The following is a 13,342-nucleotide window of genomic DNA, read 5'->3' on the forward strand; positions in this document are numbered from 1 at the left end:
AGGCAAAGGGGAACCGGTGGGCAAAAGCCAGTGCTTTGCCGATACAACAGACCCGGATGGGCGCTTGTATGAGTTTGTCCCCGCTACCTCGGTCGCCACTATATCTAGTGGGCTTTCTTGGCTGCTGCCACAAACTGGCGTATCGGCCCCTAAAGGGTCAACGAATTTATTTACGAAAAATCAGGATTTTTCCTGTTGACGGAAAGCGGTCGGCGGCGACTCGCGCAAGGTCTCCGATTCCTCCACAGGGGCGTTTAGATCCCGTTAATATTGGTTAATTCCGCTAAACGTTTGAAAAAAGGCGTTTCTGCTTTGGGGGGAGTGCAGGGGGAAGAGTTATCCACAATATGTAGGTTTTGCAGCGGGTTTCTGTGGAAAATGTTGCGGGTGGCAGATGTGCATCTTTTGCAACGCCACGGGGCAAAAACAACAATGGGGCGAATCGTGCCAAACGATCGCCCCATTTCTGTGCGGAGGTTTCTGAACCGCCTGTTTAGGCGGCAGTGTTCTTATTGGCGGGCTTGCGCGTTGCAGCTTTTTTCTTGGGCGCATCTGCGTTGGCGTCGATGAACTCGAGCACCAGGGGGCGGATGTTGTTGCGCCAGCTCTTGCCTGCAAAAATCCCGTAGTGACCGGCGCCAGGCTCAACGTGGCTTGCCTTTTTGCTGTCTGGCAGACCAGTGCAAAGGTCCAGGGCGGCAATACACTGACCCGGCGCGGTGATGTCGTCTTTGGCGCCTTCCACGGTTTTCACGGCCACAGTGGTGATCTTGCCAACGTCGACCTTGCGGCCTGCGACCACAAACTCGTTGTTGGCGATCTCGCCGTTTTTGAACAGGCGTTCCACGGTGGAAAGGTAGAACTCGGCGGTCATGTCCATGACGGCGAGGTATTCGTCGTAGAATCGGTTGTGGGCGTCGTGGTCGGAAGCTTCGCCACGAGTCACGCGCATGATCTGATCCGCGAAGGCTTTGGAGTGACGCTCGCCATTCATCGACATGAAGGAGGAAAGCTGCAGCAGGCCGGGATAGACCATGCGGCCAACACCAGGGTATTTGAAGCCAACGCGCTGGATCATGGTTTCTTCCAACTGGCCCATGGTCACGCGGTGGCCAAAGTCGGTCACTTCGGTGGCCGCAGCGTTTGGATCAATTGGCCCGCCAATCAGGGTCAGAGAGCGGGGCTGCGCCGCTGGGTCTTCTTCGGCGAGATAGGCGGTGGCCGCCAGAGTGAGCGGGGCAGGCTGGCACACGGCGATCACATGGGTGTCGGGGCCAAGCTCTTTCATAAAATCGACAAGGTAGAGGGTGTAATCCTCAACATCGAACTTGCCTTCGGACACAGGGATGTCACGCGCGTTATGCCAATCGGTGATGTAGACTTCGCAATCGGCAATCAGGCTCTTCACGGTGGAGCGCAGGAGGGTGGCGTAGTGACCGGACATCGGCGCCACCAGCATGACCTTGCGGCTCATCGGCTTTCGGCCGGAGACCTCAAAGTGGATCAAATCGCCAAAGGGGCGTTCGATCACGGTGTTGATGTTGACGATGTGGTCTTTGCCGTCTTCGCAGGTGAAGCTGTCGATGCCCCAGTCGGGTTTCACAATCATGCGCTGGAAAGCCCGCTCGGTGACTTCGCCCCAAGCGGCCATCCACTGCAAACCCGGGTTGGGGACCAATGCAAAGGCGGGGTATGACGCCATGGCGCTCGCTGTTGCGCCCAACCATTGGTTGGTGTTGCGCATGGTTTCCATCAGGTCATACGTGGCCATGTATCGCATGTGCTTCGTCCTATCGTTGGGCTATGCACCCTAGTAATTCCCCAGTAACATTGAGGGGGCGCTTGGTTAATGCTGCACAGCAGCGACATTAGGGCGAATAGGTTAATATGACAACAAATGAGACTGAAACGGGCGAAAAAATGGAACGCCTGAACGCCAATTTGGCACAAGTTGAAGCTCTGTCGCTGCGATTGACAGAAGTTTTGGGCCGCCATAAGCCATTGAGAGATGAGCTAAATTCCCCGGAACCTGAAGTGTTCATGAATGCCGCCAATGCCTATTGGCAGGCGATGGTCGACAACCCTGGAAAAGTTATCGAAAACCAGCTCGATCTGTGGAGCAAGTCGGTTAAATCTTTCGTGGACGCACAAAATTTGATGTTGAAGGGACAGTTTTCTGCACCGCAGGATGACACCCCGACAGACCGGCGATTCTCTCATCCGATGTGGAAGTCGCACCCCTATTTCAATCTCTTGAAGCAGCAGTACATGCGCAATGCGGAGGCGATTAAGACCGCCGTTGGCGAACTTCAGGGGCTCTCGTCCAAAGACAAACAGCGCATCGAATATTTCTCGAGCCAGATTGTCGATATGATGTCGCCGACCAATTTCCTTGGCACCAATCCGGAAGCATTGGAAAAGGCGGTGGAGACCGAAGGGCAGTCGCTGATTGACGGGTTGCAGAACCTGATTTCCGATTTGGAAGCCAACAATGGCGAGATGCTGGTCAAGCTTGCGGATGAAGATGCATTCGAGATTGGTCGCAACATCGCGACCGCGCCGGGCAAGGTGGTCTATCGCAACCGGATGTTCGAGTTGTTGCAGTTCACGCCGACCACCGAGACGGTGCATGAGATCCCGCTGATTATCTTCCCACCGTGGATCAACAAATACTACATTCTGGACCTGAAAGAGCAGAACAGTCTGATCCGTTGGTGCGTCGATCAAGGCTATACGGTTTTTGTGGTGAGCTGGGTGAACCCGGATCCGAGTTATGCGGATGTGGGGTTGGATGACTATATCGAGGAAGGGTTCCTTGAGGCGATTGCCCAAGTCAAAGACATCACCAAGCAGAAGCAGGTAAATGCGGTGGGCTACTGTATTGCCGGAACCACGCTGCATCTGACTTTGTCGTTGATGAAACAGCGTGGCGACACATCGGTGAAATCTGCGACCTTCTTCACAACGCTGACTGATTTCTCGGATCAGGGTGAGTTTACGCCGTTTCTGCAGGATGACTTCATCGACGGCATAGATGACGAGGTGAACGAGTATGGTGTGCTGCGCTCTTTCATCATGCAGCGCACCTTTAGTTTCCTGCGTTCCAATGACCTGATCTATGGACCGGCGATCAAGAGCTACTTTATGGGCGAGGCGCCTCCAGCGTTTGATCTGCTCTATTGGAATGGGGATGGCTCTGGCCTGCCAGGCAAGATGGCGCATCAGTATTTGCGCGAGCTGTGTCAGGCCAACAAGTTTGTGGGCGAGGGGGTCGAACTGTGTGGCACGACGCTGAAGATTACTGATGTAGATGTGCCGGTTTGCGCGGTGACCTGTGAGACAGATCACATCGCGCGCTGGAAGGATTGTTATCACGGTTTCCAGCAAACCAAGAGCCGCTCCAAGACCTTTATTGTATCTCAGTCGGGCCATATCGCCGGGATTGTGAACCCGCCAAGCAAGAAGAAGTACGGCCATTACACCAACACCGACGTCAAAGGCACAGCGGATGAATGGATGAATGGCGCAACTTTCCACGAGGGGTCCTGGTGGCCGCGGTGGGACACATGGTTGTCAAAAAAGTCAGGTAAAAAGATTGCAGCGCGGCAGCATGGGGATGAGAATCATCCGACGCTGGGCGAGGCGCCTGGCAGTTATGTGCTGAAAAAAGCTTATAAATAACAGCGTTATGAAAGGTTTTTGCTGCAATGCAGCAAAAACTTCTTGAAATGCTGCGTCGCAGAAAGCATATTGTTGCCAGAGACTAGAAGCGCAGCCCAAACCCTCCTCAATTATCACGGGCTGTTATTTATTAAGGAACTGGACCAATGGCTAAAGCGACACAGGACATGACCGCGATGTTTAAAGACGTACTGGGCGCCTTCCCGGTGGATACCGCTGCTTTTGAAGACGCGTTCAAAAACTCCGCAGCTCTGAACGAGAAGCTGACCTCTGTTGCGCTGGGCGCCGCGGAAAAATCTTCCGAGATCTCCACCAAGTGGACCAAAGACACTCTGGCGAAACTGGGCGACATGTCAAAAGCCAAAGAAGATCCAGCTGACTACGCCAAAGCGATGACCGACTTCGCCTCCGCTCAGGCTGAAGTTGCTGCTGAAAACATGGCGGCTTTCGCTGAAGTTGCGAAAAAAGTTCAGATGGAAACTGTTGAGCTGCTGATGTCTGCTGGCAAAGAAGCCACTGAAGAGGCAACCGCTGCTGTGAAAAAGGCCACCAACGACGTGACCGCGGCCGCGAAAAAAGCGACCTCCAAATAAAGAAACGTCGCAAATCGGCACCCGGCTTCCTCCCTAAGGGTGCAGATTGCGTGAGCGGGCATATTGCCCGCTCTTTCTTTTTGTGCTGCAGTCGCATAGGCTTTTCTGCAGCGCGCTAAAGTTTTTGGGGAGAATGACGTGGGCGAAGACAACAAACCACTGCTGATCAAACGATATGCCAGCCGGCGGCTCTACAACACAGAGACCAGTGACTATGTCACGTTGGATGATATTGCCGGATTCATTCGGTCCGGGCGGGAAGTCCAGATTGTCGATTTGAAAAGCGGGGATGATCTGACCCGTCAGTATCTGCTTCAAATCATTGCCGAACATGAAAGCCGGGGCGAAAACGTTCTGCCGGTGAATGTGCTCAACGATCTTGTGCGGGCCTACACCACACAGGCGACCTCTATGGTGCCTCAGTTCTTGCAGACCTCCTTTGATATGCTGCGCGAAAGCCAGGAGAAGGTGATGGAAAGCATGGGTACCGGCATGTCGATGCCGGGCCTAGAAGCTATGCAGGCGCAGCAAGAAGCCTTCATGAAAGCGATGACCGGCGGCATGGCCTGGCCGGGCAGCTCGGCCCCTGCGGCAGAAAAATCGGAGGCGTCGTCGGGGGAGGGCGAAGACCTCGATGACATCAAGAAGCAACTGGCAGAGTTGCAGGACAAGCTGTCCAAGCTGAAGTAAGTTTAGTCAGCCGATGTGAAAGAAATGAAGTGGCGTATTTGGTGCGCCACTTTTGTTTTGGGTGCAGATATTGTGCCAAGTACCCGAATTTCCTGTCTTTTGAGAGGTTTCGTGCTATGCTTGCCCTGTTGAGCAGACCAGTGAGGTAGAAAGCCATGGCTAAGGCTCCCGCATCGACGCGCAAACGTGCGTCTACGAGCAAGTCGCGGACACGTGCGACCACATCCCGCAAAACCAGCGCCAGCTTGAAAGAGATTGCCGAAGCGGCGGAACCGACTCCGGTGGAAGCGCCTGAAGTGGATTCCGAAGGTGAAGAGGCCGCCGGTGTTGACGTGATGCGCAAGAAAGAGCTGATCGAGGCGGCTGTGGCCCGCGCCGGTGTGAAGAAGCGCGATGCCAAGCCTGCGATCGAGGCGGCGCTGGCGATTCTGGGCGAAACCTTGGTGGCCGGGCGTGGCCTAAACATGCCGGGATTGGGCAAGGTGAAGGTGCAAAACAGCAAGGATCTGGAAGAGGTGCAGGTGGTGAACCTGCGTTTGCGCCGGAAAATGACAGAAGTTGCAGAAAGTGACGAAGAGGGGCTTGCAGAGCCCGCGGAGTGAGGTTAGAAGCCGCGTCATCGGGTCGTTAGCTCAGTTGGTAGAGCGCTTCGTTTACACCGAAGATGTCGGGAGTTCGAGCCTCTCACGACCCACCATTATTTCAACGGGCGCTCCCTTAAGTGGTTGAGCGCCCGCTTCTTTTTCTGAATTGAAACCGGAGCTGGCAGTGGCCAGACCGCGAAATAAAAGGGCAACCCGGGTAGGGGTGCCCCCTGTCGACTTTGGTTACACCAATTCGAAAACCACGTCGTCCTGAAGAGCCGCAAGGGTCATATCCCAGATCATCAGAGATACTTCGGAATTCACCTCTAAGAGCAGATCGTCGCCAACTTGCCGCGCGTAGTCCGAGATGTCATTGCCGACGCTGCTGGTGGTATAGACACGGATTGTATCCACATCGTCTTCGAAATCCCGGATGACGGAGTGGCTGCTCTGACCACCGGTGTAATCTTCCAGATCAAACTCGAAGGTATCTGCGCCGGAGCCGCCAATTAACGCATTGTTGCCTGCACCGCCCCAGAGCCGGTCATTGCCCGCTCCCCCATAAAGTTCGTCGTTGCCATCGCGGCCGGTTAGAACGTCGTTGCCGTCACGCCCATAGAGCGTGTCGTTGCCGTCAAAACCTTCAAGGCGGTTTGTACCAGATGTGCCGAAAATCTTGTTGTGGCCGGACTGTGAGCCCACAGCGCTTTCGAAGTTTTTGATCGTGTCATTTACAGCCCAAGATCCAGAGACCAAGTCTGCCTGCAAGTCAATTACAACGCCCGCGCGGCTGTCTCGGTAGCTGATGATGTCATGGCCATAACCTCCATCAAAGTGTTCAGCGCCGCCTCCTGCGACAACGTAGTCATTGCCTTCGCCAAGGAAGACCCGGTCATTGCCTTTGCCAGCATAGACAGTGTCGTTGCCGTCTCCAGCGAAGATAAGGTCGTCTCCGCCGTAGGTTCTGATCAAGTTTGCGCCGGAGGTGCCGGTGATTGTGTCATCGCCGGTCTTGGAGCCAGATACGTTTTCAAAACCGCTGATGGTGTCGTTGCTGGCCCAGGACCCGGAGACTTCATTGGTTTCAAGGTTGATGTTCACGCCATTGCGGCTGTCGTAATAGCTGAGGTAGTCATTGCCATTGCCGCCGTGGAACTCCTCGCGCCCGCCGCCAACACGTACGTAGTCATTGCCGTCCCCGAGGTTGACTGTATCGCTGCCTTTTCCAGCGTAGACTTTGTCGTTGCCTCCGCCTGCGTGGATGATGTCGTCGCCGCCGTAGGTTTTGATTTTGTTGGCGCCAGAGGTGCCCGTGATTGTGTCGTCGCCGGTTTTGGAGCCAGTGACATTTTCAAAGCCGCTGATGGTGTCGTTGCTCGCCCAGGACCCGGAGACCTCATTGGTTTCCAGGTTGATATTCACACCATTGCGGCTGTCGTAGTAACTGATGTGGTCATGGCCAACACCGCCGTGGAATTGCTCTGCGCCGCCTCCTACGCGTACGTAGTCGTTGCCATTGCCAAGAAAGACATTGTCGTTGCCCTTGCCCGCGTAGACCCGGTCGTTGCCGCCAAAGGTCCGGATGGTGTTTGCGCCGCTGGTGCCGTGGATAACATCGTGCCCGGATCTGGACCCGTCGACGTTTTCAAAACCACTGATGATGTCGTTGCTGGCCCAGGAGCCGGACACCTCGTTGGTTTGCAGGTTGATGTTCACGCCGTTGAGGCTGTCGTAGTAGCTGATCCGATCGTGTCCAGCGCCGCCATGGAACTGTTCTGCGCCTCCGCCAACAAACACGACATCATCGCCGTCGCCAAGGTGGACAATGTCGGCACCTTTCCCAGAGTGAACTGTATCATTGCCGCTAAGGGTGACGAATACTTCAGCATCATCCGTGCCAAGGAAAAGCTCGTCCGTGTCGTCACCGCGACGGAGCGTGCCGAGGTCCTCCACCGCAAGAGAAACGGTGTAGTTTCCATTGGGATATTGGTAGAATTGATGGCCTCTGTCCGTCCCCAAATGCAGGTAGTAAGTTGTATTTTCGGTTACCGACCATTCATAGGTAACTTGAGTAGATGTTTGCGTGAGTGATGCAGAGGTGAAGGTGCCATCGCTTTGCAGAAGTCTTATTTGCAGCCCGTCCAAAGATGTGTGGTCTGTCAGGTCAATGGTCAAAGTGTAGGTCGCTGCCGCGCTGACATCGATCTCAAAAAGGTCTTTGTCCTGAAAAAACGCGATATTGCCACCAATTTCATCGCCGTTCTGAAGTTCGGTGGCTTGGGATTGCAAGGCGCTGTGATCATCCGTCCCGACCCGTTCAACGGTATAGGAGTAGGTTGCACCATAAGATTGGTACACCGCGCGAAGTGAAAGCTCGATTGGATCGTCGGAGTTCGCAACAAAATACAGTTCACTTTGGCCTGCATAATACCTTGCAACGACGTAGGGGCTACCTGTCTGTTGCAGCCCGACATTGAAAGTGTCTGCGGTGGTATTGAGCGTAACCCGGTACAATCCGTTTGTTTCGGTGTTGATCAGAACTTCGTCTATGTCGTTATCGTACTGGAAAGCCCCTGTGACCACCTCTCCAATGTCAACTGTTCCATCTGAAGGCTGCGCATGCGTTGGGTATTCATCGATGATGGCCTGTACGTGACCGTTGTAGTCCCCAAGATAGGAAAAATAGCCATCGTCGTCCTGGAAGTGTTTGACGGCTATATAATAAGTGCCTGAAGCTTCCGGGCGGAACGTCATAGCAGTAAACGTGGCGTCTCCGGGCTCGAGGACACTTTGGCCGTCACTATTCAAAAGGTCGAGGACCACCCAGCTATAGGGACCATCGTGCAGATCAAAACCAAATCGGTAGAGTTGTCCGGCCTCGAGTTCGACGACGAAGTTGTCGCTGTCTAGGGCGTAGTCGAGCGTTCCCGAAAAATCTGTCCCAAGGCTAATTTCAGTTGCGCCTGCAATGGTATTAGAATGATCGTCTGGCATTGTTGTGTGCTTTTGTTGTGAGAATGGGGTCGAAATTGCGCGAGGCTCGGCAATAGATTGCTTGGCTGAATTGTGCGGATGAATGTGCGGATGCGAGAAAACCGGCCTGCGGTAGGTGCTCAGGGTTTGGATGCCCGGTTAGGCCCGTGCCAAAGGTGAAATAAATGCTGCAGGCAAAAACGCGCCCGTGTAGGCGGTGATGGACCTTTCTTTGTTGGTCACAACCAGCGTGGGTTCTCCACCGCCATGCGCTAGGAGCCATATAGGCCAAAGCGATTGTTGCGATCTTTTCATTACCGCTAAAGGTGTATCAATTTTCCGCAAAACTCAACCAATTTGAGTGAGCTACTTTGCCGTAGGCGAGTGACGTGTGCCTTTTTCCGGCTTACCCATGTCCCGCGGAGAACCGGTGAGGCGAGATGCCATAGGCCTCGCGGAAGCGTTTGGAGAAGTTTCCCGCGGATTCATAGCCGCAGGCGATGGCGACATCGACCACCGGCATGTCGGTCTCGGCCAGCAGAATGCGGGCGCGTTGCAGGCGCAGGTCCTGCAGGAAGCGTTTCGGGGTCGTGTTCAGGTGGGTTTTGAACAGGCGCTCCATCTGGCGGCGGGACACGCCGAGGCTGCGGGCCACTTGATCGAGGTCGATGGACTCTTCGAGGTTTTCCTCAAAATGGGCGATGATCTTGACGAGCTTGTCGTTGCGGTTGCCAATCACGGCGGCGGTCGAGCTTTGCTGGCGGTCGGTTTCCGAGCGTTGTACCGTATGCAGGCACATATTGAGCACGGCGCGGGCGAGGGGGGCACCGTGGCGGTCGTAGATCAGCTTCAGGAACAGATCCATCGCGGCGACGCCACCGCCACAGGTCATGATGCGGTCATCGATGGCGTAGAGCTGCTCCAACGGATCCAGCGTTGGGTATTGCTCCCGGAAGGGCGTAATGTTTTCCCAATGCAGGGTGAAATCCTTACCTTCAAGGATGCCCGCCTTGGCCAGAGTGAACGCGCCGGTGCAGAGCCCGCCAACCCGGCGACCCATGCGCCATTGGTGGCGAATCCAGTCGGCCACTTTGGGGGTGGCCGCGCGCTCAGGTTCCACGCCGGAACAGACAAAGACACAGGCGCTGGCCGGGGTGTCCCCCAAAGGGGCGTCGATACCGATCTCGATGCCGTTGGAGCAGCGCACGTTTTCGCCGGTCTCTGACATGGTGGTCCAGGTATAGAGAATCTGTCCTGTGAGCTGATTGGCGATGCGCAGGGTTTCCACCGCGGAGGTGAAGGCCAGCATTGAAAGATTCGGTTGCAGCGCAAAGACAATGGGATCAGGGGTTTCGACCACATCAACAGCAACGTGGGCAACGCCTTTGGGCACAATTGGATCAGGCATGGGGTGTTCGTTTCCCTTTTTTTGCGGCCACCCTATGAGGAAGTTGGGCGAGACGCAAAGAAAGTTCAAAAAGAGGGCTTGCATGTCCCCGCGCCAAGGTCTAAATCCCCGCCTACCGGGTCGTTAGCTCAGTTGGTAGAGCGCTTCGTTTACACCGAAGATGTCGGGAGTTCGAGCCTCTCACGACCCACCATTCTCCATCTTATAACCCAGATGCGTCTCCTATTGTTCTCTCCAGCGGTTTGTTGGTGGGATGAGGTCGCATCTTTGCTGTGGAAGTGCAAAGCAGCCATGTACTCAGTCCACTTAGGTATTGAGAAAGGTGAAGGAAATTCCTTTTAGTCTCCTTGGGGCTGTTCAGGGCAACGGGCAGCGACCTAAGTGATCGAACCTCAAAAGGTGACTAAATTGAAATACGTTGTGTTGATGGCTGGCGCGCTGATGGCGCTGGCCGCGTGTGATTCTCCTGAGCAAGCCGATGAGAGAGACGCGCTGGTCAAAGAATTGTATGAAACTGGTGGGCGCGAGCACGTGGTGCCGTTTTTGTCTACCTGTGTGGACAGTCTGCGTGCCGGAGCCGTGGATCGTGATGCCTTTATAGCGCTGGGATATGATGTGGGTCAGCGCGAGTTCCGTGATGGCTCGCGCTATATGCATAAAGAGCTTTCGGATTTTGCGTTAGGGAGCGGCATTGTGGTGCTGGACGGCAGGGTTTCGCCGAGCCAGTGCAATTTGAATTCCCATTACTCGCTGTCCGACAAAGCTCTTGAGGAGAATATTGACCATATGATCCGAGTGAAAGGATACTCTGGTAAGGCGAGAAGCGGCGTGTTTGGTGACGGGAAAACCCTGATCCAGATCCGGACATTCACGAAATACCCTGGTCGCGGCTTGGTCAATACTGTCCAGTTAAAACGTTTGAGATAGATTGTTGCTGCTCTGAGGGCGTCTCTTCGTCAGGTGCCCTCTGAGCATCAAGGTCAAAACAGGTTAAGGCCACTGTGATTTCTTCATGAAAGTGTCTTCTTGGGCGAAGTGACCGTATCTGTGTCTCGGAAAGAATGTTGTTGAACCCAAAAAAAGGCGATCCCCGAAGGGACCGCCTGAAATTCCAGTCTGTGGCTGAAATTTAGCCAGCAGTTGCCGGTGCGCAAACCAGAGCGCCGGTGTCTGTGGTCAGCAGGTCGTAGCCAGCCATGCAGCTTGCGTTGCCGCGCTTGTCAAAATCTGGCTGAGCGTAAACCGGAGTTGGCTCTTCTTGCTGAGAACAAGCAGCAAGGGTGATACCGGCAACACACAGGGCAGCATAAAGTGGTTTCATCGGGTTATTCCTTCAAAAGCAATTGAATCGAGTAAGCGCATCTAATCACAAAAAATTCAGCGCGCAAAGCACTCTACGCGGGAGTCTGCCAAAGAAGAAACCCTTGTTGTCAAAGGCCCACAAATGGCTTCTGAAAATTTCTTCGATTTTCTCGCGGATATCCGCTTGACGCGCCCCAGCACTCGGCATAAACCACGCCACACGCTGAACGGCACACGCCAGACAGCAGGTAGTGAGCGGTTGTAGCTCAGTTGGTTAGAGTACCGGCCTGTCACGCCGGGGGTCGCGGGTTCGAGCCCCGTCAACCGCGCCACCACTACCAGCCCAGGTCCTGGGCCCTTCGGGAACGGACATGCCGAAAGGCGAAGATATATGCGCGGTTGTAGCTCAGTTGGTTAGAGTACCGGCCTGTCACGCCGGGGGTCGCGGGTTCGAGCCCCGTCAACCGCGCCACTTCTTCCTCCCCTCAAATGGTGAAGTTGAATTGGTTGCCGCGCAGCATATCTTTGCGCCTTTTGTCGGCTTCAACGAAAAACGCGCCCCGAGAGGCGCGCTTTGTGATTCTGCCTTTTTCCAAAGGGTTAGGATGAAAGAGCCGCCAGGATTCGCGCCCAGGACCGGGTGCCTTTGTGGAAGCTCTCCACGTTGTATTTCTCGTTTGGAGAGTGGATCTGGTCGTCGTCACGGCCAAAGCCGATCAGCATCGAATCCATGTTCAGCATCTCTTTGAAGAAGCCTGCGATTGGGATGGAACCGCCGCAGCCAACATAGGCCGCTGGACGGGGCCACTCATCGCTGAGCGCGACGCGGGCCTTTTCGAAGGCCGGGTCTTCGATGGACATTTGCGAGGCGGTGGAGCCTTTTTCGGAGCGGTATTCAACCGTGAAGCCTTCCGGCAGGCGGCTTTCCAGGTGAGCACGGAAGCTGGCGCGGATTTTGTCCGGGTCTTGCTGTCCGACGAGACGGAAGGACAGTTTAGCGGAGGCTTGAGAGGGCAGCACGGTTTTGAAGCCGTCGCCGGTGTAGCCGCCCCAGACGCCGTTGACGTCACAGGTTGGGCGGGACCAGATTTGTTCTAGCGGGGTGCGGTCTTGCTCGCCTGCAGGAGATTTCAGGCCCACGTCGCCCAGGTAAGTGCCATGGTCGAAGTTCAAGCCTTGCCATTGGGCGCGGATGTCATCGGGCAGTTCTGGCACATCGTCATAGAAGCCATCCAGCGTGACGGCGCCTGTGTCGTCGTGCAGATCTGCGAGGATGCCACTCAGCACGCGGATCGGGTTCATAGCGATACCGCCGTACATGCCGGAGTGCAGATCGCGGCTTGGACCGGTGATGGTGAAATCCTCGGCCAGCAGGCCGCGCAGCATGGTGGTGATCGCAGGCACGGCGCTTTCAAACAGGCCGGTGTCGCAGATCAGGGCGATGTCGCAGCTCAGCTCTTCGGCGTTCTCTTTCAGGAACGGGACAAGGCTTGGGGAGCCGGATTCTTCTTCGCCTTCAAAGAGGAAGGTGATTTTGCACGGCAGGGTGCCGTGTTCTGCCTTCCAGGCGCGGCAGGCTTCGACAAAGGTCATCAACTGGCCCTTGTCATCAGAGGCGCCGCGGGCGCGGATCACCTGACCGGCGTCGGTGTCTTCTAGGGCTGGATCAAAGGGATCGCGGTCCCAAAGCTCCAGCGGGTCGACCGGTTGCACATCATAGTGGCCGTAAAACAGCACGTGCGGGCCGGGGCCGTCAATGTGGCCAACAACCATCGGGTGGCCGGTGGTGGGGCGTTTTTGTGCATCCACACCAAGGCTTTGCAGGTCTTTCACCAGCCAATCGGCGGCGGCATCAACGTCGGCGTCAAACGCAGGGTCGGTGGAGATTGACTTGATGCGGAGCAGATCAAACAGGCGTTCAATCGCCTCTGGCATATTCTGGTCGATGCGGGCGAGAACGGGGTCAAGCGTCATGGAAGCCTCCTTCGGGTGCGACGATTTGCAGGGACCGTATCACCCCAATTCGCACTGTCCAGACTCGCGCTTTCACAGTTTGATCGATATCAATGTGCGAAAGATGTATCATTTGGTAGCAATTGCGGAAAGCGCGA

General features: G+C 55.3%; 10 protein-coding genes and 4 tRNA genes. 9 read left to right on the plus strand and 5 right to left on the minus strand.

The features are described from left to right. Positions 1 to 493: 493 nt before the first annotated feature. Positions 494 to 1,780 carry a polyhydroxyalkanoate depolymerase gene (gene phaZ, locus SIB92_RS02135; protein ID WP_412554273.1) on the minus strand — a complete coding sequence of 429 codons (1,287 nt, stop codon included), beginning with the start codon at positions 1,778 to 1,780 and terminating at the stop codon, positions 494 to 496. A gap of 107 nt (positions 1,781 to 1,887) precedes the next feature. On the opposite strand from phaZ, the gene SIB92_RS02140 reads away from it, so the two are divergent. The 5 genes from SIB92_RS02140 (at position 1,888) to SIB92_RS02160 (ending at position 5,661) form a co-directional block, all read left to right on the plus strand. Continuing rightward, positions 1,888 to 3,681: a PHA/PHB synthase family protein gene (locus SIB92_RS02140; RefSeq protein WP_412554274.1), complete on the plus strand. Its 1,794-nt coding sequence runs from the start codon at positions 1,888 to 1,890 to the stop codon at positions 3,679 to 3,681. 146 nt (positions 3,682 to 3,827) lie between these two features. Beyond that, positions 3,828 to 4,274, plus strand: a complete 447-nt coding sequence (locus SIB92_RS02145; protein WP_412554275.1) for a phasin family protein — start codon at positions 3,828 to 3,830, stop codon at positions 4,272 to 4,274. A gap of 138 nt (positions 4,275 to 4,412) precedes the next feature. Continuing rightward, positions 4,413 to 4,964 (plus strand): polyhydroxyalkanoate synthesis repressor PhaR, encoded by a 552-nt coding sequence (gene phaR / locus SIB92_RS02150; protein WP_412554276.1) that lies wholly within the window; start codon positions 4,413 to 4,415, stop codon positions 4,962 to 4,964. A gap of 155 nt (positions 4,965 to 5,119) precedes the next feature. Next, positions 5,120 to 5,566: an HU family DNA-binding protein gene (locus SIB92_RS02155; RefSeq protein ID WP_412554277.1), complete on the plus strand. Its 447-nt coding sequence runs from the start codon at positions 5,120 to 5,122 to the stop codon at positions 5,564 to 5,566. 19 nt (positions 5,567 to 5,585) lie between these two features. Beyond that, a tRNA-Val gene (locus SIB92_RS02160) sits at positions 5,586 to 5,661 on the plus strand. Between the two features lie 130 nt (positions 5,662 to 5,791). Here the strand turns inward: SIB92_RS02160 and SIB92_RS02165 are convergent. Together SIB92_RS02165 and SIB92_RS02170 are read right to left on the minus strand one after the other, a co-directional pair. Continuing rightward, positions 5,792 to 8,542 (minus strand): calcium-binding protein, encoded by a 2,751-nt coding sequence (locus SIB92_RS02165; RefSeq protein ID WP_412554278.1) that lies wholly within the window; start codon positions 8,540 to 8,542, stop codon positions 5,792 to 5,794. A gap of 385 nt (positions 8,543 to 8,927) precedes the next feature. Continuing rightward, the gene (locus SIB92_RS02170; RefSeq protein WP_294113701.1) at positions 8,928 to 9,929 is read right to left on the minus strand and encodes a GlxA family transcriptional regulator; all 1,002 of its coding nucleotides are present in this window, start codon (positions 9,927 to 9,929) and stop codon (positions 8,928 to 8,930) included. Between the two features lie 117 nt (positions 9,930 to 10,046). Here SIB92_RS02170 and SIB92_RS02175 point away from each other — a divergent pair. Both SIB92_RS02175 and SIB92_RS02180 read left to right on the plus strand, forming a co-directional pair. Then, positions 10,047 to 10,122, plus strand: a tRNA-Val gene (locus SIB92_RS02175). Between the two features lie 188 nt (positions 10,123 to 10,310). Beyond that, entirely contained in the window at positions 10,311 to 10,856 is a 546-nt protein-coding gene (locus tag SIB92_RS02180; protein WP_412554279.1) for a hypothetical protein, read from the plus strand. A gap of 202 nt (positions 10,857 to 11,058) precedes the next feature. Here SIB92_RS02180 and SIB92_RS02185 read toward each other — a convergent pair whose 3' ends face one another. Then, positions 11,059 to 11,250, minus strand: coding sequence for a hypothetical protein (locus SIB92_RS02185; protein WP_294113700.1), 192 nt, complete (start codon positions 11,248 to 11,250; stop codon positions 11,059 to 11,061). A gap of 236 nt (positions 11,251 to 11,486) precedes the next feature. On the opposite strand from SIB92_RS02185, the gene SIB92_RS02190 reads away from it, so the two are divergent. Beyond that, positions 11,487 to 11,563: transfer RNA gene (locus SIB92_RS02190), tRNA-Asp, on the plus strand. Positions 11,564 to 11,626: 63 nt separating this feature from the next. Further along, a tRNA-Asp gene (locus SIB92_RS02195) sits at positions 11,627 to 11,703 on the plus strand. 128 nt (positions 11,704 to 11,831) lie between these two features. On the opposite strand, the gene SIB92_RS02200 is transcribed toward SIB92_RS02195, so the two are convergent. After that, entirely contained in the window at positions 11,832 to 13,205 is a 1,374-nt protein-coding gene (locus SIB92_RS02200; protein ID WP_412554280.1) for a M20/M25/M40 family metallo-hydrolase, read from the minus strand. Between the last annotated feature and the right edge of the window lie 137 nt (positions 13,206 to 13,342).

It is taken from the genome of Shimia sp. MIT1388, assembly GCF_047124445.1.
In the GTDB taxonomy this organism is placed as follows: Bacteria; Pseudomonadota; Alphaproteobacteria; order Rhodobacterales; family Rhodobacteraceae; genus Shimia.

Coding starts and splice junctions, on each gene's coding strand:
- SIB92_RS02170 (WP_294113701.1), bottom strand. CDS start 9,929: ATGCCTGATCCAATTGTGCCCAAAGGCGTTGCCCACGTTGCTGTTGAT.
- phaZ (WP_412554273.1), bottom strand. CDS start 1,780: ATGCGATACATGGCCACGTATGACCTGATGGAAACCATGCGCAACACC.
- SIB92_RS02155 (WP_412554277.1), top strand. CDS start 5,120: ATGGCTAAGGCTCCCGCATCGACGCGCAAACGTGCGTCTACGAGCAAG.
- SIB92_RS02165 (WP_412554278.1), bottom strand. CDS start 8,542: ATGCCAGACGATCATTCTAATACCATTGCAGGCGCAACTGAAATTAGC.
- SIB92_RS02145 (WP_412554275.1), top strand. CDS start 3,828: ATGGCTAAAGCGACACAGGACATGACCGCGATGTTTAAAGACGTACTG.
- SIB92_RS02200 (WP_412554280.1), bottom strand. CDS start 13,205: ATGACGCTTGACCCCGTTCTCGCCCGCATCGACCAGAATATGCCAGAG.
- SIB92_RS02140 (WP_412554274.1), top strand. CDS start 1,888: ATGACAACAAATGAGACTGAAACGGGCGAAAAAATGGAACGCCTGAAC.
- SIB92_RS02185 (WP_294113700.1), bottom strand. CDS start 11,250: ATGAAACCACTTTATGCTGCCCTGTGTGTTGCCGGTATCACCCTTGCT.